Raw genomic sequence first — 23,358 nt, 5'->3', positions numbered from 1 at the left:
AAGGGAATGTAAAAAAAGAATCAGGCCTTAAATCCATTTACTGCTATTCTATGACTCAAGAAGGTGCAGTTTCGAGTTCAGTTTCCAAATTCTTCATACTGAGTTTAATGCGACCTTGACGATCAATTTCAAGTACCTTCACTTTGATCATTTGTCCTTCATTCAATACTTGTCTGATGTCGCTGATACGCTCATTTGAAATCTGAGAAATATGCAACAAACCATCTTTACCAGGCAATATGGTTACAAAGGCACCAAAATCAACTAAGCGTGCTACTTTACCCTCATAGATCTCATTTAATTTAACATCCATCGTGAGTAATTTAATACGTCTTAAAGCTTCTTCACAAGAAGCAGAATCATTCGCTAAAATATGAACGGTACCATCATCTTCGATATCAATATTAGCGGTTGTTTCTTCAATGATTGCACGAATCACTGCGCCACCTTTACCAATAACATCTCTGATCTTGTCAGGATGAATCTTTAAGGTGTGCATACGAGGTGCAAATTCTGACATTTCAGTACGATGAGAACTGATAGCATTTTTCATAATGTTTAAAATATGCAACCTGCCTGCTTTTGCTTGGTCTAAAGCAACAGACATAATATCTCTGGTAATACCATCAATTTTAATATCCATCTGCAAAGCGGTTACACCATTCTCTGTACCTGCTACTTTAAAGTCCATATCACCCAAGTGATCTTCATCACCTAAAATATCAGACAATATTGCAAAGGTATCTTGCTCTTTGATAAGACCCATCGCAATACCAGCTACAGCGCCTTTCAAAGGAACACCTGCATCCATCAATGATAAGCTTGTGCCACATACGCTTGCCATAGAGCTTGAGCCATTTGATTCTGTAATTTCAGAAACAACTCTCATCACATAAGGGAATTCTTTTGAATCAGGTAATACGGCTTGAATAGCACGTTTTGCCAAACGACCATGACCAATTTCACGACGTTTAGGGCTTCCCATCATGCCTACTTCACCCACACAGTATGGAGGGAAGTTATAATGCAACATGAAAGGATCTTTCTTCTCACCACAAGCACTATCAATGACTTGTGCATCTCGGCTTGTGCCTAATGTAGTAACCACAACAGCCTGGGTTTCACCACGTGTAAAGAAAGCTGAGCCATGCGTTCTTGGTAATACGCCGGTTTGAACAGATATTTGTCTGATGGTTTGTGTATCTCTACCATCAATACGAGGCTCGCCTTGTAAAATACGACTTCTAACAATTTTCTTCTCAAGAGAAGAGACAGCAGCAGAAATTTTAGCATCGCTATATTTCTGCTTGCCTTCCTCATCTAATTCTACTTTCAGTGCTTCAACAACTGACTTACGCACTTCTTTCAACAAACGATATCGCTGTTCTTTATTGGGAATTAAATAGGCTTCAGTCAGCTTTTGTTCAGCTACTTCTTTTACTTTTTCATCAAGTGCAGAATCTCGCTCAGGCGCTTTCCAATCCCAAGCAGGCTTACCCACCGCATCTTTGAGTGCTTGAACTGCTTTAATGATAATTTGCATTTGCTCGTGACCAAACATCACGGCTTCTAACATGGTTTCTTCTGAAAGCTCACTTGCTTCCGACTCAACCATTAAAACGGAATCAGCCGTTCCAGCAACCACTAAATCTAATTTAGATTTCGCTAGTTGTGAATTTGTAGGATTCAGTACAAATTCGCCATCAATGTAACCAACTCTTGCACCACCCACAGGGCCACTAAACGGTATTCCAGAGATCGCGAGTGCTGCTGAAGCACCAATCAACGAGGGAATGTCTGGATTAATCTCAGGATTAATAGACATAACAGTTGCAACAATTTGTACTTCGTTGAAAAAATCATCTGGGAATAAGGGGCGAAGAGGTCTGTCGATAAGGCGGGAAGTGAGCGTTTCACTCTCTGATGGGCGTCCTTCTCGTTTGAAGAAGCCCCCAGGAATGCGGCCTGCAGCATACATCCTTTCTTGATAATTAACCGTTAAAGGAAAAAAATCCTTACCCGCAGCTGCATCCTCAACGCCAACAACTGTTACTAAAACAACGGTGCCATCCATGTTAACCATGACTGCCCCGGTTGCTTGCCTTGCGACCACCCCTGTTTCAAGGGTAACGATATGATGGCCGTACTGAAATGTCTTAACACATGTTGCCACTAGAAGATCCTTTTGGAATAAGTTGAAAAAATGTACGCCAAAGCGCTACTCGGATTAGCGACGTAATCCTAAAGTATCGAGTAATTTCTTATAGGTTTCTGGCTTCGTACGCTTCACATAATCGAGTAATTTTCTACGTCTGGCCACAAGGTTCATTAAGCCTCGACGAGAATGTTTATCTTTTTTATGGTCTCTCAAATGCTCAGTTAAATAATTGATTCGAGACGTCAACAAAGCAACCTGAACTTCTGGTGAGCCGGTGTCGCCATCAAATCGTCGATAACCCTCAACAATTTGGGCCTTAGCTTGAACTGACAAAGTCATATACCACTCCTAAACACGACACAATTTTAAATATTTTTTAGTTAGTTATTTTATTTATATTAAAATACAAATAAATACTCTTGGATTTTACCACAAGAATTTCATTGACAATACCCTTTTTCGAAGGGACAGCAAAGCACTTAAGTTGTTGCAACTTGAAGCAACCGTCGAGGCGCTACACGCCCATCTTCTAAATATTCACCAACCCCCATAAACTCACCGAGGTGGTTTTTCAGAGAGATCCAACCTTCACTACGTTGTCCAACCCTGACTGCTTGACCATTGCGCAAATAAAATGCCATTGCTTCAGGCAATATTATTTCTGGATAAGTCGCAAGCGCTGTTTCAATCGGTAAAATATATTGTCTAGCTTCCAGACCAGCTTCTTCTATTGCATTTAGTGCAATCATAGAATTATCTTTAAAACTTCCTACCCATTCTCTGCGCAAAGCAATCACGTGTGCACCACATCCCATCGCTTTGCCGATGTCTTCAACTAAGGTTCTAATATAAGTACCTTTGCTACATTCAACAACTAAAGATAGCGTGCTCTGCTCTTCAGACTGCTCAAAACTTTCTAGCTCTAATTTAAATATGTTAATTCTACGCGACGGCCTTTCTACTTCCTGACCCGCGCGCGCTAGCTTATACAAGGGCTGGCCTTTATATTTCAATGCAGAATACATAGAAGGAATTTGATCTATCTCACCTCTGAAATCAGCAATCATAGATTCAATATAAGTATAGGTAAGTACGGGAACAGGTCGCGTTTGTATTACTTCACCTTCGCTATCACCTGTCTTTGTTTGTTCACCCAATTTAGCAACAACGCGATAGCATTTATCTGCTTCTAACAAAAAACGCGCAAATTTAGTGGCTTCACCAAAACACAAAGGCAACATACCACTGGCAAGAGGATCTAAACTGCCTGTATGACCTGCTTTTTTAATCCCTAAGAATCTTTTAGCCAAGCACAAAGCTTGATTTGAAGAAATACCACTGGGTTTATCTAACAGTAAAATACCATGAGAGGAATGACTCTGATTAAGAGAGCTCATGCATTACTCCGAATTATTATCGTTATCTTCTTCAGCAGGAGATGCGTTGAATGGGTACACTTCATCAAGTAGCTTACCCACGCGATTTGCTTGAATGGTAGTATCGTCATAATAAAATCTAAGATTTGGCAGCGAACGAAACGTTACGCGCTTGGCAAGTGTTGTGCGGATGAATCCTGCTGCATTATTTAAAATGCGCACAGATTCTTTTGCTTTATCATCCGGCAATACAGTAACGTAAACTTTAGCATGCTTCATATCTTTAGAGACAATAACCCCAGTTACCGTCACCATTTTAGCAAGCCTAGGATCATTGATCTCTTGTTGGATAATGGTTGCGAGTGAGGCCTGCATAAAATCTTGTATACGATCAATACGACTAAAATCACTCGCCATAACAAAATCCAACTATCATATAATTACTACTTACAACACGCTTAGATTTCAGGTTTAACTTCAACCTTTTCATAAACTTCTATCATGTCTCCGGGTTTAACATCATTGTAGTTCTTAACACCAATACCACATTCAGTACCGTGACGAACTTCTTTGACATCCTCTTTAAAACGTCTCAATGATTCGAGCTGACCTTCATAAATAACGATTTCATTTCTCAATACTCGAATTGGCAAATTACGTGTAATCATACCTTCAACGACCATACAACCTGCAATAGCACCGAACTTAGAAGAACGGAACACATCTCTTACCATTGCAAGTCCTACAATTTGCTCTCTAAAGATAGGTCCAATCAGACCATGAATTGCAGATTTAACGCTATCAATCACATCATAGATAATACTAAAGTAGTGAATTGAAATGCCTTCTCTTTCTGCTGTTTTACGTGCAGTACTATCAGCGCGAACGTTAAAACCAATGATAATGCCCTTTGAAGCCATTGCTAAATTCACATCGGATTCATTTAAACCGCCCACACCTTTAGAGACAACATTCACAGTAACCTGTGGTGTAGACAATTGCTGTAAAACTTCTGCTAAGGCTTCAACAGAACCTTGAACATCTGCTTTTAAAACAATGTTTAACTGTTGAACAACGCCTTCTTGCATGCGTTCCATAAAGCCTTCTAATTTAGAAGCTTGCTGTCTTGCCAGATAGGTTTCGCGGTATTTACCTTGTCTAAAGAGAGAGATTTCTCTTGCTTTACGTTCATCTTTGACAACCGTCATTTCATCACCCGCTTGCGGAGCGCCTGAAAGACCGATTACTTCAACAGGAGTAGAAGGACCTGCAGATTCAATTTCTTTGCCCGTATCGCCTATCATTGCGCGCACACGTCCATAACAAGAACCTGCGATAATAATATCACCTTTGCGTAAAGTGCCTTCTTGTACCAACAGTGTTGCAACCGAACCTTTACCTTTGTCTAATCGAGACTCAATGACCACACCGCTGGCTGGACAATTTTGAATCGACGTAAGTTCAAGTACTTCTGCTTGTAATAAAATTGCTTCTAATAAATCTTCTACGCCCTGGCCGGTTTTTGCAGAAACCGGAACAAACATGTAATCACCACCCCACTCTTCAGAGATAACCTCTTGAACAGAAAGTTCGGTTTTAACACGATCCATATCAATACCGTCTTTATCAACTTTGTTGATAGCAACAACCATAGGAACGCGTGCAGCTTTTGCATGCTGAATAGCTTCGATGGTTTGCGGCTTAACGCCATCATCTGCTGCAACAACCAATACAACGACGTCTGTACATTTTGCACCACGCGCACGCATTGCACTGAATGCCGCGTGACCTGGGGTGTCTAAGAAAGTAATCATGCCGCGTTCTGTGTTTACAGAATAAGCACCAATATGTTGCGTAATACCGCCCGCTTCACCCGAAGCAACTTTGGTTCTACGAATATAATCAAGTAAAGAGGTCTTACCGTGATCCACATGTCCCATAATGGTAACAATAGGTGCTCTGTTGAGCTGTTCACCTTCATGAACAACATTCAACTCATCTTCAACGGTATCCATATTTTGCAGAAGTGCTTTATGCCCCATCTCTTCGCAAATTAAAACAGCAGTATCTTGATCAATGACTTGATTGATCGTAGCCATGATACCCATTTTCATGAGAACTTTAATTACTTCTACAGCTTTTACAGCCATTTTTTGGGCTAAATCAGAAACAGTAATGGTTTCTGGAATGACAACATCCTTGATAACCGGCTGAGTTGGTTTTTCAAAACCATGCTTAGAAAGTAAATCTTGTTTTTTAGATTTGTCTTTCTTACGACGCTTACTACCACGAAAATCTTCTTCGCTATTGGCAACAGAAACGTCACGAATCTTCTTACCACCAGGCGCAGGCTGCTGCTGCTTGGTTGCAGGCTGCTTAGCTTTTTTAGCAGCATTTTTGAAATCTTCTTCTTTAGAATCTTTCTTTTTCTTAAGGTCTTTTTTGTCTTTTTTATCGTGCTTGTCTTTGCTCTCAACAGCAGGCTTTGCTTTATCCGCAGGAGCAACAGCGCCTTCTACATCAGCAAGCGCACTGGCAGTAATCGTTTCTTCAGAAACAACAGGCGCAGCCACTGCTGCCTCTGTGTTTTCAGCAGATTCCGATACAACAACTGGCTCATCTAGTGCCACATCACTTTCTTGTGCAACAATAGCAGGAACGGCATCATCCGCTTGTTCAGTAAGCTCTTGTGCTACTTCTGTAGGTAATTCTTCAACTGAAACGTCTAATTCTTCTTCTTGAATACCACCTTCTTCAAGGGGTTGCGCACGCCGAATAAACTGTCGACGCTTTTTACGAACAACGGTAACTGTTTTAGCGCTAGTAGAACCTGGTCTTTTCACACTTAAGGCGCTGACCTGTTCTCTTGTGACGGTGAACTGTGTGACGCCTCTTTGCAAAGTACTTGCATCACCATGATCCATTTTTAACTTTTCGAGTAGTTTTTGCTTTTGCTCATCTGTAACTAAATGTTGCAAGCCTTGCCCACATTCAATGCCTGCGGCTATTAGTTGTTCTAATAACCGCTCAGGGGAAATTTTTAATTTTTCAGCATACTGCGCGACAGATATTTCAGACATAGGCGCCTCCAGATATGTGTCGACCTAATTCTCTATAAACCAATGTGCTCTCGCAACCATAATAAGTTTTGCTGCTTTTTCTTCATCAATACCCGCGATTTGCACAAGATCATCAACTGATAACTCAGCCAAATCATCTCTTGTCACAACGTCACTTGTTGCTAGTTGATAAGCAAGCTGTTTGTCCATACCTTCTAAAGCTAACAATTCTTCAGTTGGCGCTTTTTCTTCTAAACGTTCTTCTTTCTCAATTGCTTGCGTTAACAAATTGTCTTTTGCTCGCGATCTTAATTGATTGAGCGTCTCTTCATCTAATCCTTCCACTTCTAAAAGCTCCTGAGTTGGCACATAAGCAATTTCTTCAATCGTCGTAAACCCTGCTTCTACAAACCCAGCTGCTAATGCTTCATTAATTTGTAAATTATCCATAAAGAGGCTAGAAATTCTTTCAAACTCTTCTTGTTCACGTGTTTGCGCTTGCTGTTCTGAAATAACATTTAATTCCCAACCTGTTAAATGGCTAGCAAGCCTCACATTTTGGCCATTTCTACCAATGGCAGCAGACTGTTGATCTTCTTGAACAATTACGTCCATTGTATGAGTATCGTCATCGATAATGATGCTTGAAACTTCAGCTGGTGCAAGTGAATTAATAACGTATTGAGCAGGATCATCATTCCACAAGACAATATCAACGCGCTCACCACCCAATTCATTTGAAACTGCTTGAACTCTGGCACCACGCATACCAACACATGCACCAATTGGATCAATTCTGTTGTCTTTGGCTAAAACAGCAATTTTAGCACGACTACCAGGATCTCTGGCAGCTGCTTTGAGCTCTATTAAACCATCGCCAATTTCAGGCACTTCAATTTTAAAAAGTTCAATCAGCATTTCAGGGCAGGTTCGACTGATAATCAGCTGTGGTCCTCGAGCGTCTTTTTTTACATCTTGTAAATAAGCGCGCACTCTGTCCCCAATGCGTAGCATTTCTTTAGGTAACATGTCGCCTCGTTTGAGTAAGGCTTCCGCATTATTACCTAATTCTATAATTAAGAAATCGCGTGTTACTTTTTTAACAGTACCTGCAATTAATTGGCCTACTTTCTGTAAATATTCATCTGCGACTTGATCGCGCTTCGCTGCTCTCAAGCGCTGCGCAATAACCTGCTTAGCAGTTTGAGCAGCAATACGGCCAAAAGCAATAGAATCAATTTTTTCTTCAATTATATCGCTAATGGCAAGCTTAGCATCGCGTTTATGGGCTTGTTCTAAAGTAAGTTCTGCGTCTGGATTTTGAACACCAATTGCATCACCAAATTCATCAACGGCATTTTCATCTACAACTAACCATAGACGAAAGGTTTCATAATCACCCGTTTGACGATCAATGACAACTTTGATATTCCACTCTGCGCCATATCGCTTTTTAGTCGCAGACTCTAGTGCTGCTTCTAATGCCTCAAATACGACTTCTTTGGGCACATTTTTTTCATTTGAAACTGCATCGACAACTAATTTAATTTCATTATTCATTTTTTTGAGCCCCGTTCTTTCTGGCCTTTGCCAAAATTGACCTCAGAAACAAGTCGTGCTTCATCGATCTCAGAATATGGAAAAACAAATAATTCTGAATCAATTTTTACACTTGCTGCTTCATCCGTCGCAGCTTCCAACATACCGACAAAATGCTTTCGGTTGTTTTTTAGCATACCCAACTTAATTTTTACTTTCTGACCAATTTGTTGCTGAAAATGCTTAGGTGTAAATAAAGGCCTATCAAGTCCTGGCGAAGAAACCTCTAAAGTACAATTCTCTAAATCCATTTCCACACTCAGAACCATCTCGATTTCTCTTGAAGTCTTAGAGATGTCATCAATAGTGATGCCACCTGGCTTATCAAGATAAATTCTAAGTACAGCGTGATTACCATCACCGCTTTTGACTACGCCAACCAATTCAACTTCACTATCCTTCAAAATGGGATTAATAATGGATTCCCATTTAGCGTCATATCGCATGCTTTAGACTCTCTAACGTAATATCGTGATCGCTTGAATGAAGAAACAGAGCGACTTGGAAAATAATAATTGACTAACTCATTAGCAAAAAAGTGGGACTTGCCCACTTTTTTGTTATTTTTTTTATAAAATAAAAAAACAATAAAAAACCCCAATAAGGGGCTTATACTGACTGAAACTGGTAGCGGGGGCAGGATTTGAACCTACGACCTTCGGGTTATGAGCCCGACGAGCTGCCAGACTGCTCCACCCCGCGTTAAGTGCTGTAGATAATACGCCAACCGACAAAATGGTTCAAGACATAATATGTTAAATTACACAAAAACATTACTTATTAAGCAACCAACTTACTAAAAACTTGCTGACATAGGCTAAATAAGGGTGCCGGCAACAAGCCTAAGGCAAGAACCAATAGGCCATTCAAGCTGAGTACAGCTCTTAAATCAAGCGCTCCCCCCACTCTATTCACAATCTCGGGCTTCTCAAAGTACATCAACCATATAACACGCAGGTAATAGAAGGCACCGATAATCGAAAAAACGACACAGACAGCAGCCAGCCAAACCATACCCGAATCAATCAAAGCCTTGAGAATCACAAACTTTGCATAAAACCCAACCAAGGGTGGTACACCCGCTAAAGAGAACATCGCCAAGAGCATAATAAAGGCCAGCCATGGACTTCGATGACACAAGCCTTTTATATCTTCCAAAGTATCTCTTTCGACGCCTTTGGCGCTCAATAAAATAATCACACCAAAAGCACAGCAGGCCGTTATTGCATAGACAATGGTATAAAATAGCGCAGGCGCAAAACCAATAGAAGGCGCAACTACAAAGCCTAATAATATAAAACCAATATGCGCAATTGTTGAGTAAGCCAACATACGCTTAATATTCGTTTGCGCAATTGCCGTAAAATTACCAACCGCTAATGAAAGCAGTGCTAAAACAATAAAGTACTGAGACCAATCCTGTGACAGCCCCATCAAGGTATCATTCAGCAAGCGATAGGCCATCCCAAAGGCAGCGAGCTTAGGCGCTGAACCAACAAGCAAGGTAACATTCGTTGGCGCACCTTCATAAATATCAGGAATCCACATATGGCAAGGCACAGCGCCTAACTTGAAGGCCAAACCAATGACAATAAAAACTAATGCAAAGAGTAATAGTCCCATTTGATCTGCATTTGCCTGCTGAATATAGCTAGTAATTTGGCTTAGTTCAATGCTGTTTGTAAGACCAAATAAAATAGAAATACCATATAACAATAAACCAGAAGCCAAAGCACCTACCACAAAATACTTCATGCCCGCTTCTACAGAATCTGCAGCATCTCTCCTTAGGGCAACAAGCACATATAAAGGCAAGGTCAATAGCTCTAAGCCTAAATAGAGCAGTAAGAGCGTATTTGCAGAAACTAACAACATCATTCCAAGGGTAGAAAACAAGGCAAGGATATGAAACTCACCACGCGCTATCGTCCGCTCTGTTACATACACACGGCTGTACAGAAACACGATAAACATTACACCCAACATAAACAGCTTTAACATTTGAGAGAGTGGATCAACAACCCAATGGTTTGAGAAAGAAACACTCGGCGCTTGAACCTCTGTTTGCAGACACACAACAAAGCTCACAACCAGCGCCAATTGACTCAGAAAATAAGTAAGGCCTCGCCAGTTGGGCTTAATAAAAACATCGACCAATAAAACAATACAGGCCGCAACTAACAACGTGATTTCTGGCATGATCAGAGAAAAATCAGCTTGCATATTTTTGTCTTATCTCAATTTAGTCTGAGCGATTTGCTCTATTAGAACCTGTGTGCTGGTTTGGGTCACTTCTATCAAAGGCTGTGGCCAAATGCCCACCAAAAGAACAAAAAGAGCCAGTACAGCAAGAAACATAAACTCTCGCCCATTGATATCTTGCAATGCGGCCACTTGGGTATTTTTCACCTCACCAAAGATAACGCGCTTTACCAGCCATAAGCTATAGGCAGCACCCGTGATGAGGGTTGTCGCTGCAATAAAGGCGTACCACATATTTGCCTGCACGGCTGAAAGAATAACAAAGAACTCTCCTACAAAACCGGAGGTACCTGGTAATCCAGCATTCGCCAAAGCAAATAATACAAAAAATGCAGCAAAGACAGGCATACGATTCACGACACCACCGTAATCAGCAATTTGCCGAGAGTGCATACGATCGTATAAGACCCCTACGCATAAGAATAAAGCACCAGAGATAAAACCATGAGAGATCATTTGCACATAAGCACCTGCCAATCCCATTTGCGCCGCATCTTGTGCATTTGCAGCGATCAAAGAGAAAACAACAAAGATACCTAAGGTTACAAAGCCCATGTGTGCAATTGAAGAATAAGCGATCAGTTTCTTCATATCTTTTTGTACAAGTGCTACAAGCCCAATGTAAAGCACAGCAAGGAGCGACAAGATAATGACAACGAACTCAAAATGGCGGCTTGCATCTGGCACGATAGGCAAAATAAATCTTAAAAAGCCATAGGCGCCCATTTTTAACATAATCGCAGCCAAAATAACGGAACCACCTGTTGGCGCTTCCACATGTGCATCTGGCAACCATGTATGTACGGGAACCATCGGAATTTTAACAGCAAAAGCAACAAAAAATGCTACAAATATCCATTTTTGCTCCACTAAACTTAAGGGTAATTTCTGGAAGGCAAAAATAGAAAAAGGATCAGTCAGTCCTGCTTTAGAAGATTGAATATTGAGATAAATCAAGGCAATCAATAAAAACACAGAGCCTAGGAATGTGTATAAGAAAAACTTTATCGTTGCATAGACTCGATTTGCTCCCCCCCAAATACCAATAATTAAAAACATTGGTATGAGCATAGCTTCCCAAAAGAAGTAAAACAAAATAGCATCCATTGCAGCAAAAACACCACACATCAAGCCTTGCATGATTAAAAAAGCTGCTAAATAGTGTGCTACCCTATCTTGTATGACCTGCCAGGCAGCAAGCACTACAAGTGGCGTAAAAAGACAGGTTAACGCAATTAATGGCATTGCAAAACCATCAACGCCCAGCGCATATTCAATGTTTAAATTTGGAAACCACGGACTTTTTTCTATGAACTGAAAAGCAGGTGAAGCAACGTCAAAACCTTGCCATAAAGGCACACACAAGCCTATACAAATCAGAGAAACGACAAAGCTTAACATTCTTGCCAATTGAGGATTTTTTTCACCTCCAACTAGAAAAATAGCAAAGCCGGCTACAATCGGCAGCCAAATCAACGTGCTTAATAATGGGAGTGCAAACGGTACCATGCTGTTCCTCTATTTTAATGTAACGTGAGCCATAACAGCAAAAGAATAAGTCCGCTAATCATGGCAAAGGCATAATGATATACATAACCGGATTGAAGTAGTCGAATTAACTTAGATCCTTGGTGAACGACTTTGGCTGTACCATTTACAACAAGTCCGTCAATAATCACCTGATCACCAACCCGCCAAAATAAACGCCCTATACCTCGTATCAAAGGTGCGATCACTTTTTGGTTAAAAATATCAAAGCCATATTTATGCTCAAGAATGAAAACAACTGGCGAGAAAACAACCCGTGCAAATCGAGATATCGATGGAATCCATACATAAGCCACTAATGCAGTGAACACACCCGCTATTGCTAAGTAAAAAGGCAATCCTTGAAAACCATGTCGTCCCATGGCTACCGCACCATGATAGTCAGCAGAAAATGTCTTTAATACATCATGCTCCGGTAATACAAAGATTGTTTTTGCAAAATAGTTCCCAGTGAAAAGAAAATCGGCAAAAAATAAACCTGCAAAAACAGAAGGGATCGCTAATAAAGCGAGTGGTCCCCACACAACGGCAGGTGCTTCTCTTAGTTCTTCTTTCGTATGCTCATCCATTCTTGGTTTGGTATGAAATACTAAAAAGAACATTCTAAAAGAATAAAGTGCTGTTACAAACACACTGGATAATACTGCCCAATATGCAACAGTAGAGCCATAAATTTCACTCAAATGAATTGCTTCAATAATTGTATCTTTGGAGTAGAAACCAGAGAAAAATGGGAAACCTATCAATGCTAAACTTGCAAGGAACATCGTCCAATAGGTAACCGGCATGTATTTTCTCAAGCCACCCATGTTACGAATATCTTGCTCATGATGCATGACAATAATGACTGCGCCTGCGCCTAAGAACAACAATGCTTTAAAAAAGGCATGCGTCATTAAGTGGAACATGCCCGCAGCATAAGCAGAAGCACCTGTCGCAGCAATCATATAACCTAATTGAGAAAGGGTTGAATAAGCAACAACGCGCTTAATATCATTTTGAACAATGGCTATTAAGCCCATAAAGAAGCAAGTTACAGATCCTATGAGTAATACAACACTTAAAGCCGCTTCAGAATATTCAAATAAAGGTGACATTCTGGCAATCATAAAGACGCCCGCTGTCACCATGGTAGCCGCATGAATAAGTGCGGATATGGGTGTGGGGCCTTCCATAGAATCAGGCAACCACACGTGTAAAGGTACTTGCGCAGATTTGCCCATTGCACCTACAAACAGTAACAAGCAAATAACCGTAATAACGTTCCAAGTTTGTCCAGGAATGAACTCAAAACTTAAATTCTGACTCGCAATTTTAGGTGCTGCTTCAAAAACAGCATTGTAATCTAAGGTGCCAAATACAGCCAAGACAGCGCCAATGCCTAAAAGAAAACCAAAATCACCGACACGATTCACCAAAAATGCTTTCATATTTGCAAAAATAGCTGTCTCTTTGGTGTACCAAAAACCAATGAGCAAATAAGAAACCAAACCAACGGCTTCCCAACCAAAAAATAGCTGCAAGAAATTATTGCCAAGCACGAGCATTAACATCGAGAAAGTGAACAATGCGATGTAACTGAAAAACCGTTGATAACCAGGATCTTCTTCCATATAACCAATTGTATAGATATGTACCATCCAAGAAACGAAGGTCACAACATTAATCATTAAGATGGTCAAATGGTCGAGTAAGAAAGCAATTTTCAGGTCTAATTTTCCAATCGATGCCCATTGGTACAAAATATATTCTGTGCCTTCCGCCAAGGTGTTATCGACGAGCATCATCTTAGCAAGATAAACCGAAGCACAAAAACTTAAGCCCACTGCTAAAATTGCTATGCTATGAGAAAGCTTTCTGCCCAACTGTTTACCCAAGAGTCCCGCTAACAAAGCAGAGACTAAGGGTGAAAACACCACAACCAAGCAAGCATAAAATGCATTGTTTTGCATATTAACCCTTTAATACGTCTAGTTCTTCGACATTAATGGTACGACGTTTTCTAAATAAAACGACCAGAATAGCCAAACCAATTGCCGCTTCTGCTGCTGCAACGGTTAAAATAAAGAATACAAACACTTCGCCAACCTGATTTTGCCAAAAGTGTGAAAATGCAACAAAATTCGTATTGACTGCTAGTAAAATTAGCTCAATACACATCAGCAATATGATCATATTTTTACGGTTGATATAAAGGCCAGCAACACCAATACCAAATAATACAGCAGCTAAGCTTAAGTTCTGAGCCAGTGATATCATAATAGCCTCTCATCTGCTTTCATTTTGACGATCTCAAGTCTGTCTTCTTTCTTAACCATAACTTGCTGATTCACTTTCTGAAAACGTGATGTTTGGGCACCTCTAAAGGTAAGCCCAATTGCCGCAATCATGGCAACCAATAAAATCACACCAGCTATCTCAAAGGGTAACAAGAAATCTGAATATAATAAGTGTCCAAGCGCTTTCACATGGCTATAGTCCGCAAGCTTAGCTGTTGGCGCAGGCATTGCTTCTGGACTAAAACTATATTGCGTAACGGCAAGCCCCATCATAACGATAAGTACACAAGAAATAGCTAAGCTAATCGGCCAATACTTCACAAAAGGACTGAACAGATTCGGGGTTTCGATATCAATCATCATGACCACAAACAAGAACAGCACCATAACAGCGCCCACATAGACCAAAACCAATGCGATCGCTAAAAACTCAGCCTCCATTAACATCCAATTGACAGCCATTGCAAAAAAAGTAAGAACTAAAAACAAGGCAGCTCTTACTGGGTTTCTTGCAATCACCACGGATATAGCAGAAACAATCGCGATAAAGGAAAAAAAATAAAAAACCATTTGTTGCAAAGTGATGCTCATTGTTGTGCCCTATTAGCGAAATTCTGAATCTTCTTCTTTCTCTCTCGCAATTTCTGCTTCATAGCGATCGCCTATTGCGAGCAGTTTTTCTTTATCTAAAATATTCTGCCCTCGTTCCAACACAACATAGTGAGGTAGGCTTGTTTCAACAATGGAGTCAACAGGACAAGATTCCTCACAAAATCCACAGTAAATGCATTTGAATAAATCAATTTCATACCGTGTGGTTCTACGTGAACCATCCGCCCGTTCCTCAGAATCGATGGTAATTGCCAAAGCGGGGCATACTGCTTCACATAGTTTACAAGCAATACAACGCTCTTCCCCATTTGGGTAACGTCTTAATGCATGTACGCCTCTAAATCTTGCTGAACGTGGCGTCTCTTCTTCAGGGTATTGAACTGTAATTTTTGGCTTAAAGAAGTGCCGCATGGTCACAGCCATACCTTCTAGCAGCTCCCATAAAGCGAAGCTTTTAATATAATGAGCAATCTTTCTAAACATTTGAAACCTTAAAACCAGGGTTTTAGCTGTAGTTTGATCATGCACACTTCGACGACAAACCAGAAAAAAGTCATAGGAATAAATATCTTCCAACCTAAACGCATGATCTGATCGTATCGAAATCTGGGGAACGTCGCTCTAAACCATAAGTAGAGAAATAAAAAGAATCCCACTTTCAGAAAGAGCCAAGCAATAGGAGGCACCCAAAAGAGCATTTTATCCGCCCAAGCATATCCCTCAAAAGGAGATAACCACCCCCCCATGAACATAACTGCAGCAACAAAGGCCAACAAAATCATGTTGGCATATTCTGCTAAAAAGAAAAGCGCAAAACTAATACCCGCATATTCAACATGAAAACCAGCAACAATTTCAGACTCGCCTTCTGCAACGTCGAAAGGTGCACGATTTGTTTCAGCAACCGCAGATATCCAATACACAACAAAAAGAGGAAACAAAGGAATAAAATACCAATGCAATAATCCCCCTTGTTGCGCAGTGACAATTTCACCTAAATTCATACTGCCAGCGGCCATCAATACACCAACCAAGGCAAATCCCATGGCAATTTCATAAGAAACAACCTGCGCAGCCGAACGTAATGCACCTAAAAATGCATATTTTGAATTAGATGCCCAACCCGCAATAATAACGCCATATACCCCCAAAGAGGTCATTGCTAATAAAAACAATAAACCCGCATTAACATTTGCTAATACCGCTGTTTGCGTAAAAGGGATCACCGACCATGCAACCAGAGCAGGCGCGAGCGTTAAAATAGGCGCCAATATATAAAGGATGCGATTTGCTTTGAGAGGCAAAATCACTTCCTTCAGGAGTAGCTTCACCACATCCGCAATGGGCTGCAACAAACCCATCGGCCCAACACGATTGGGTCCAATACGGATTTGCATGTAGCCTATCACTTTTCTCTCTAAAAAAGTTAAATAAGCCACACCTAAGAGAAGTGGTAGTATAATCATGAAACACTTGGCAACAATCCATAGTATGTTGATTATCGATTCATCAAGCATCATCATCTCACCCTTTCTCGCTTAGGATTTTTACAAAGTTATACCCTGCACCTAATTGGCCAGTCGCTTGAATAGCACTATGCACAAGAATCGTTTTATCAGGTAATCCAGCAGAAAGTTGAACACTTAATGGCTCTGAAGCAACACCATCTTGCTGAATGCGTATGCGATCGTTTTCTTTAACACCGTGTTCAGCAGCCATCTGATCATTCATCCAAACTTTGTCAGATTGAGCCAGAACCGTTTGCTGCAAGGACTTAGCATTTCTAACCAATGGATCTACAGCATAGATAGGCACGGGCGCTAATCTTAAAATTTGCTGTTCACTTTGTACATGAGCAAGTGTCGCTGGTTTAAATTGCAATAAGCTTTCTTTTGCAACAGAGATTTTTGCATATTGCTCTTTAATTTCTGCCATAACTTCAGTCAAGCTTTCATAGTCCATATTTGGAATATGCCAAAAATTACCTAAGACACGTAATACTTTCCATAAAGGCTTACTGTTCGCTAAGGGAGCAGCAACGGCTTCAAATCCTTGCCAATCTCCTTGGGCATTTACAAAAGTACCTTTGGTTTCTGTATGTGGTGTGATGGGTAAAATGATATCTGCATATTTTCTAAGGCTAGGGCTATCAAATGCACTACAGGCGACAACACACTCTGCTTTTTCTAATGCTTTTTGCGTTAATGCAGGATCGATAAAATCGTATTCTGGATCTACTTGAACCAGCAAATAACCTGCTAATGGATTTTTCAACATCTCAACCGCATGCTTACCTTTAGCGGTTGCTTGTAAAAATGCGCCTTTGTGTGGCAACACACCCGCTATCCAACAACCTGCACTATTAGCACCTTGGCTAAGCTCACCAAAGCTTGCTCCTGTCACCTCACAAAGTGCTCGCGCTAAATAGCAGAGCCAATCTGCTTGCGGAGATGAAAGTGCATAAGCACCTAAGATTAAATGCTTTTTCTCACCCTCTAGCAGCTGTTTCGCTATGCTCAAAGCTTCATCAGAAACAGTCACTGTATTTAAGTATTGGCTAACTTCTTCAAACATAGTCAGAGAAGCATTTGAATTTAATTGATAAGCCGCTTTTAATAATTGAGCAAGACTGAATGCCAAATTACCCTGTGGCTCAATTAAACGATGATCAACCTTAAAGTTAAATTCAATGAGAAGCGGATTCACGACGGATACCGTCGCGCCTTGTTTAATCGCTTTTCGAATTCTATGAGCTATCAAAGGTGCTTCAAAGCGCACATCACAACCTACCAAAACAATGGCATTTGCTTCTTCTAAAGCAGCAAACTTCACCCCTAAAGAAGGTTGAACTTGATGTTCTTGATGGCTAAAGCTTAGTTGTCTTAAACGGTGATCAATATTAGCTATCGCTTTGTCTCTTAATACTTTTTGTAATAAATAACCTTCTTCTAAGGTTATATTAGGCGATAACAGTGCACCAATCGCTTCAGCGCCTTTTTTATCTATAATGTCTTGAAATTTATTGGTTATTAATTTTAAAGCTTCTTGCCATTCGACTGTTTGCCAAACACCGTCTTTCTTAACAAGCGGATCGGTTAATCTGTTTTGATATAAAGCTTCATAACTGTAACGATCTCTATCGCTTAACCAGATTTCATTAACGGCCTCATTGTCTTTGGGAACCGCACGAATAACATTTCCACGCATGGTGTGATAAAAAATATTTGAGCCAACGCAGTCATGCGCAGAAACGCCAGATTTTGCCATCATTTCCCAGGCTCTCGCTTTAAAGCGAAAAGGCTTAGAGGTCAATGCGCCAACCGGACATAAATCAACCACATTACCCGAAAGCTCAGAACTCACATTCTGCTCTATGAAGGTGCCAATTTGCATATGCTCACCACGGCCTGTTGCACCTAGCTCACGCTGTCCAGCAATTTCCTCACCAAAACGAACGCAGCGGGTACAATGAATACAACGTGTCATTTCTGTGCTAATTAAAGGCCCAATATCTTTGTCTTTGACAGATCGCTTAGCTTCATCAAACTGTGAATAGGATTGTCCATACCCCAAAGCAACATCTTGCAATTCACATTGCCCACCTTGATCGCAAATAGGGCAATCCAAGGGATGATTAATCAATAAAAATTCCATTACTGCTTTTTGTGCATCTATTGCTTTTTTAGAACAGGTTCGGATTTTCATTCCTTCCGAAACTGGCGTTGCACAGGCTGGCAATGGCTTAGGTGCGTTTTCCACTTCAACCAAACACATTCTGCAATTAGCGGCAATGGATAGTTTTTCATGATAACAAAAACGTGGAATTGGAATACCTGCTTTGTCAGCAACTTCAATAATCATTGAACCTTGATTGACTTTTATTGGCTTACCATCAATTTCAATTTGTACCATGTTCAACTCCAGGTTCAGTGCTCAAGCTAGCAACCAAGGGACGTTTATATTGAATGTAATGTTCAAATTCATGACGAAAGTGTTTTACAAAGCTTCGAACAGGCATCGCAGCAGCGTCTCCTAAGGCGCAAATAGTCCGCCCCATAATTTTTTCTGCCACATTGTCTAAAACAGCCAAATCTTCCATATTACCTTCGCCATGTAATATGCGATGTATAATGCGAGATAGCCAACCCGTTCCTTCTCTACATGGCGTACATTGGCCACATGATTCTTCGTAATAAAAATGAGAAATACGTGCCAATACAGAAACCATACACGTGGTCTCATCCATAACAATCACAGCACCCGATCCTAACATTGAGCCTGCTTTGCTGAGAGAATCATAATCCATTGTAAGCTGCATCATAGTGTCACCAGGCAAGACAGGTACAGAGGAACCACCAGGAATAACAGCTTTTAATTTACGTCCCTCTTTCACACCACCGGCTAATGCCAATAAATCTTTAAAGGGTAAGCCCAATGGCACTTCATAATTCCCAGGTTTATTGACATGCCCTGATACACAAAATAATTTCATACCACCATTATTAGGTTTGCCTAATTCTAAAAACCATTGACCACCATTTTGTAAAATAACCGGCACAGAAGCATAGCTTTCTGTATTATTAATATTGGTTGGTTTGCCATAGACACCAAAATTTGCAGGGAAGGGTGGTTTAAATCTAGGCTGTCCCTTTTTACCTTCTAGGGATTCCATTAAGGCAGTTTCTTCACCACAAATGTACGCGCCTGCGCCAATCACATTATGCAATTCAAAATCAAAACCAGAGTTCAGAATATTTTTACCCAAAAATCCCGCGTCTCTCGCTTCTTTCAGTGCTTGTTCCATTCTATCGAAAGGCTCACAAAACTCACCGCGTATATAGTTATACCCAACAGTAGTGCCCATCACATAACCTGCGATGATCATACCTTCAATCAGTTGGTGTGGATTGAACCTTAAAATATCTCTATCTTTAAAAGTACCAGGCTCACCTTCATCTGAATTACAAACAATATATTTTTGACCAGGTTTATTGCGAGGCATAAAGCTCCACTTTAAGCCAGTAGGAAAGCCCGCACCGCCTCTACCACGCAAACAAGACAACTTCAATTCTTCAATGATTTTTTCAGGTGGAATATTTTCAGTAAATATTTTTTTCAAAACCTGATAACCACCAACTTTTTGATAATTTTCAAAAAGCCATGGCTTTTCAAATTGTAATGTACGAAAACAAATCAAATTTTGAGGAATGGTCATGGGGTTAATCCAAACTATCTAAAATCGTATCAATTTTTTCAGGGGTCAAATTCTCATAATAGGTTCGACCAATCTGCATCATGGGAGCGCCGCCACATGCAGCCAAACACTCAACCTCTTTAAGTGAAAATTTCCCATCTGCGGTAATTTCGCCAAACTTAATGTTTAACTTCTTCTTCAGATGATCCACTATTTTATGGCTACCAGATAACATACAAGAGACATTGGTACAGACACATATCTTATGTCTACCTACCGGCTTTAGCTCAAACATGCTATAAAAACTAGCAACTTCATACACCGCAATTTTAGGCATCCCTAAGTAATGTGCAACCGCATCCATTAGTTCTGTTGTCAAAGAGCCATTATTTTCCTCTTGAACAATCGTAAGTGCGGGGATCACAGCTGATTGTCTTTGCTCAGCAGGATATTTGGTTAACCAGTGATCAATCTTTACTCTGGTTTCTTTTGATAATAGATCTGGGGACAGCAATTTAGCAGTGCTCATTAGCGATCAACCTCTCCAAACACAATATCTTGAGTACCAATAATAGCAACTACGTCAGCCAGCATGTGCCCTCTGGTCATTTCATCAATAGACGCAAGATGCGCAAAACCGGATGCTCGCACTTTGAGGCGATACGGCTTATTTGCACCATCAGATACTAAATAAACACCAAACTCACCTTTAGGGTGTTCAACGGCAGCGTAAGCTTCACCCTCTGGTACACAAAAGCCTTCTGTAAATAATTTAAAATGATGAATCAATGATTCCATATCCTCTTTCATTTTGCTTCTTGAGGGAGGAATAATTTTGTGATCATCAATAATGACAGGACCAGGATTCTTTTTAAGCCATTCTACGCATTGCCTAATAAGATGATTAGATTGTCGCATTTCTTCCATACGAACTAAGTATCTGTCGTAACAATCACCTTCTTTGCCAATAGGGATATCGAAATTAAGTTGATCATAAACTTCATAAGGTTGTTTTTTGCGCAAATCCCAAGCCACGCCAGAACCACGTAGCATAGGTCCTGAAAATCCCAACTGCATCGCGCGCTCAGCACTGACAACGCCAATACCAACCGTTCTTTGTTTCCAAATGCGATTGTCGGTTAAAAGGGTTTCATAATCATCAACACATTTAGGGAATCGTTCTGTGAAATCCCATATAAAATCTAACAACGAACCACTTCTATTTTCATTGAGTTTCTTCGTATCTTTTTCTTTGTGCCATTGTGATGGTTTATATTGCGGCATACGATTTGGCAGATCTCGATAAACACCGCCGGGGCGATAATAAGTTGCATGCAATCTCGCACCACTCACTGCTTCGTAGCAATCCATGAGATCTTCACGTTCACGAAAGGCATATAAAAATACGGTCATTGCACCAATGTCTAAAGCATGCGCACCTAACCACATTAAATGGTTCAAAATACGTGTTATTTCATCAAACATAACGCGAATATATTGCGCACGAACAGGGGGCGTTATGCCCAATAACTTTTCAATAGCAAGTACATAACCATGCTCATTACACATCATAGATACATAATCTAGACGATCCATGTAACCAATGCTTTGGTTATAAGGCTTGGTTTCTGCCAATTTTTCAGTTGCTCTATGTAACAAACCAATATGGGGATCGGCTCTTTGTACAACTTCGCCATCCATTTCTAAGATAAGTCTTAACACACCATGTGCGGCAGGATGTTGAGGGCCAAAATTAATTGTATAGTTTTTAATGTCACCCATTAGCGCTTCACCTCTTCGCTAGATGCCTCTTCATTCGCTTTACGGATCACTTTAGGAACCAAGGTTCTTGGTACAATATCCACAGCCTCATACACAACGCGTTGTGCTTTAGCATCGTAGCGAACCTCAACAGTACCTTCTACAGGAAAATCTTTTCTAAAAGGGTGCCCAATAAAACCATAGTCAGTCAGAATACGACGCAGATCTGGATGCCCTTTAAATAAAATACCAAATAAATCAAAGGCCTCTCTTTCATACCAGTTTGCACATGGCCATACAGCAATCACACTATCTAACATAGGCTCACTGTCTGGGACGAAGGTTTTAACACGTATACGATGATTGTGTGTAATAGACAATAAATGATAAACAACGGCAAACCTGGGCTTACGCCAGCTACTTTTTACAGTATCTCTCATAGACTGCACACCGCGCTCAAAACCATGATTGGTTGAGTGGCTTGTTTCCCATTCCGTTACACCATAATGTAAATAGTCGACCCCACAAAGATCCATGAGCATTTCAAATTTAAAATCTTGATGATCACGCAATGTTTCACAGATACTCACGATTTCTTCTGCAGCGACTTCTATCGTAATCTCATGAAAAGATGTATGAACTATTGATTGTATTTTAGAGCCAAATTGCGCTAAAAGCTGTTCTTTGAGTGTTGCTAACTGTGTCATGATATTTCTCGTGTAATCACGTTCTTATTACGAATTTTATTTTGCAATTGCAAAATACCATACAACAGTGCTTCAGCGGTTGGAGGGCAACCAGGGACATAAATATCGACAGGGACAATGCGATCACAGCCTCGTACCACGGAGAAAGAATAGTGATAATATCCGCCCCCATTTGCACAAGATCCCATTGAAATAACCCATTTAGGATCAGGCATTTGATCATATACTTTACGCAAAGCGGGTGCCATTTTATTACAGAGTGTGCCTGCAACGATCATAACATCACTTTGTCTTGGGCTAGGTCTGAACACAATACCAAATCTGTCCAAATCATAGCGAGCAGCGCCCGCATGCATCATTTCAACAGCACAGCAAGCTAAGCCAAAGGTCATCGGCCACATAGAACCTGTTCTTGCCCAATTCATTAAATTCTGTACAGAAGTCGTTAAGAAACCTTGCTTATGAGCAGTCATTACTCCCATTCTAATGCCCCTTTCTTCCACTCATAGATAAAGCCGATTAACAGCAGTAATAAAAATATCCCCATTGCGATAATAGGGGCCCATGATAGTTCTTTTAAAATAACGGCCCAGGGGAACAAGAATGCTACTTCTAAATCAAAAATGATAAATAAAATAGCAACTAAATAGTAACGAACGTCGAATTTTAAGCGCGCATCTTCAAAGGGCTCAAAACCACATTCATATTGAGAATATTTTTCTGGATTAGGATTTGTGGGCGATATTAAAGAACCAATACCCACTAAAAGAACGCCAAAGCCCATGCTGATGATCATGAACACC

General features: G+C 40.5%; 21 protein-coding genes and 1 tRNA gene. All 22 read right to left on the bottom strand.

From position 1 onward, the window contains the following. Positions 1–55: 55 nt before the first annotated feature. The 22 genes from pnp to ndhC all read right to left on the bottom strand — a co-directional run bounded on the left by pnp (position 56) and on the right by ndhC (position 23,339). Positions 56–2,173: a polyribonucleotide nucleotidyltransferase gene (pnp, locus tag CC99x_RS02935; RefSeq protein WP_057624549.1), complete on the bottom strand. Its 2,118-nt coding sequence runs from the start codon at positions 2,171–2,173 to the stop codon at positions 56–58. A gap of 54 nt (positions 2,174–2,227) precedes the next feature. Next, entirely contained in the window at positions 2,228–2,497 is a 270-nt protein-coding gene (rpsO, locus tag CC99x_RS02930; RefSeq protein WP_057624550.1) for a 30S ribosomal protein S15, read from the bottom strand. A 140-nt stretch (positions 2,498–2,637) separates the two neighbouring features. Then, a complete protein-coding gene (gene truB, locus CC99x_RS02925; protein ID WP_057624551.1) occupies positions 2,638–3,555 on the bottom strand; it encodes a tRNA pseudouridine(55) synthase TruB in 918 nt (305 codons plus the stop codon). A 3-nt stretch (positions 3,556–3,558) separates the two neighbouring features. Continuing rightward, positions 3,559–3,951, bottom strand: a complete 393-nt coding sequence (rbfA, locus tag CC99x_RS02920; protein WP_057624552.1) for a 30S ribosome-binding factor RbfA — start codon at positions 3,949–3,951, stop codon at positions 3,559–3,561. Positions 3,952–3,992: 41 nt separating this feature from the next. After that, the gene (gene infB / locus CC99x_RS02915; protein ID WP_057624553.1) at positions 3,993–6,614 is read right to left on the bottom strand and encodes a translation initiation factor IF-2; all 2,622 of its coding nucleotides are present in this window, start codon (positions 6,612–6,614) and stop codon (positions 3,993–3,995) included. 24 nt (positions 6,615–6,638) lie between these two features. Beyond that, positions 6,639–8,153: a transcription termination factor NusA gene (gene nusA / locus CC99x_RS02910; RefSeq protein WP_057624554.1), complete on the bottom strand. Its 1,515-nt coding sequence runs from the start codon at positions 8,151–8,153 to the stop codon at positions 6,639–6,641. Further along, positions 8,150–8,638 carry a ribosome maturation factor RimP gene (rimP, locus tag CC99x_RS02905; protein WP_057624555.1) on the bottom strand — a complete coding sequence of 163 codons (489 nt, stop codon included), beginning with the start codon at positions 8,636–8,638 and terminating at the stop codon, positions 8,150–8,152. Before rimP ends, nusA begins: the two co-directional genes overlap by 4 nt. A gap of 179 nt (positions 8,639–8,817) precedes the next feature. Next, a tRNA-Met gene (locus tag CC99x_RS02900) sits at positions 8,818–8,894 on the bottom strand. A gap of 78 nt (positions 8,895–8,972) precedes the next feature. Continuing rightward, positions 8,973–10,415: an NADH-quinone oxidoreductase subunit NuoN gene (gene nuoN, locus CC99x_RS02895; protein ID WP_057624556.1), complete on the bottom strand. Its 1,443-nt coding sequence runs from the start codon at positions 10,413–10,415 to the stop codon at positions 8,973–8,975. A 9-nt stretch (positions 10,416–10,424) separates the two neighbouring features. After that, entirely contained in the window at positions 10,425–11,963 is a 1,539-nt protein-coding gene (locus CC99x_RS02890) for an NADH-quinone oxidoreductase subunit M (RefSeq protein WP_057624557.1), read from the bottom strand. Between the two features lie 14 nt (positions 11,964–11,977). After that, positions 11,978–13,954, bottom strand: a complete 1,977-nt coding sequence (gene nuoL / locus CC99x_RS02885; protein WP_057624558.1) for an NADH-quinone oxidoreductase subunit L — start codon at positions 13,952–13,954, stop codon at positions 11,978–11,980. A 1-nt stretch (position 13,955) separates the two neighbouring features. Beyond that, entirely contained in the window at positions 13,956–14,261 is a 306-nt protein-coding gene (gene nuoK / locus CC99x_RS02880) for an NADH-quinone oxidoreductase subunit NuoK (protein ID WP_057624559.1), read from the bottom strand. After that, positions 14,258–14,872, bottom strand: coding sequence for an NADH-quinone oxidoreductase subunit J (locus CC99x_RS02875; RefSeq protein ID WP_057624560.1), 615 nt, complete (start codon positions 14,870–14,872; stop codon positions 14,258–14,260). The genes nuoK and CC99x_RS02875 overlap by 4 nt, the downstream gene beginning before the upstream one ends. A 12-nt stretch (positions 14,873–14,884) precedes the next feature. Next, entirely contained in the window at positions 14,885–15,376 is a 492-nt protein-coding gene (nuoI, locus tag CC99x_RS02870; protein ID WP_057624561.1) for an NADH-quinone oxidoreductase subunit NuoI, read from the bottom strand. A gap of 8 nt (positions 15,377–15,384) precedes the next feature. Continuing rightward, the gene (nuoH, locus tag CC99x_RS02865; protein WP_057624614.1) at positions 15,385–16,410 is read right to left on the bottom strand and encodes an NADH-quinone oxidoreductase subunit NuoH; all 1,026 of its coding nucleotides are present in this window, start codon (positions 16,408–16,410) and stop codon (positions 15,385–15,387) included. 7 nt (positions 16,411–16,417) lie between these two features. Next, positions 16,418–18,805 (bottom strand): NADH-quinone oxidoreductase subunit NuoG, encoded by a 2,388-nt coding sequence (gene nuoG / locus CC99x_RS02860; protein WP_057624562.1) that lies wholly within the window; start codon positions 18,803–18,805, stop codon positions 16,418–16,420. Further along, entirely contained in the window at positions 18,792–20,108 is a 1,317-nt protein-coding gene (gene nuoF, locus CC99x_RS02855) for an NADH-quinone oxidoreductase subunit NuoF (RefSeq protein ID WP_057624563.1), read from the bottom strand. Before nuoF ends, nuoG begins: the two co-directional genes overlap by 14 nt. Before the next feature lie 4 nt (positions 20,109–20,112). Beyond that, positions 20,113–20,616 (bottom strand): NADH-quinone oxidoreductase subunit NuoE, encoded by a 504-nt coding sequence (gene nuoE, locus CC99x_RS02850; RefSeq protein WP_057624564.1) that lies wholly within the window; start codon positions 20,614–20,616, stop codon positions 20,113–20,115. After that, on the bottom strand, positions 20,616–21,869 hold the full coding sequence (locus CC99x_RS02845) for an NADH-quinone oxidoreductase subunit D (RefSeq protein WP_057624565.1): 1,254 nt from the start codon (positions 21,867–21,869) through the stop codon (positions 20,616–20,618). The genes nuoE and CC99x_RS02845 overlap by 1 nt, the downstream gene beginning before the upstream one ends. Further along, on the bottom strand, positions 21,869–22,555 hold the full coding sequence (locus CC99x_RS02840; RefSeq protein WP_057624566.1) for an NADH-quinone oxidoreductase subunit C: 687 nt from the start codon (positions 22,553–22,555) through the stop codon (positions 21,869–21,871). The genes CC99x_RS02845 and CC99x_RS02840 overlap by 1 nt, the downstream gene beginning before the upstream one ends. Next, a complete protein-coding gene (locus CC99x_RS02835) occupies positions 22,552–23,037 on the bottom strand; it encodes a NuoB/complex I 20 kDa subunit family protein (RefSeq protein WP_057624567.1) in 486 nt (161 codons plus the stop codon). The genes CC99x_RS02840 and CC99x_RS02835 overlap by 4 nt, the downstream gene beginning before the upstream one ends. Next, positions 23,028–23,339, bottom strand: a complete 312-nt coding sequence (gene ndhC, locus CC99x_RS02830; protein ID WP_445971460.1) for an NADH-quinone oxidoreductase subunit A — start codon at positions 23,337–23,339, stop codon at positions 23,028–23,030. The genes CC99x_RS02835 and ndhC overlap by 10 nt, the downstream gene beginning before the upstream one ends. Positions 23,340–23,358: the final 19 nt, after the last annotated feature.

The organism is Candidatus Berkiella cookevillensis, assembly GCF_001431315.2.
GTDB classification, from domain to species: Bacteria; Pseudomonadota; Gammaproteobacteria; order Berkiellales; family Berkiellaceae; genus Berkiella_A; species Berkiella_A cookevillensis.
The sequence above is the reverse complement of the archived record's forward strand: the minus strand, read 5'-3'. Positions and strand labels throughout refer to the sequence as shown.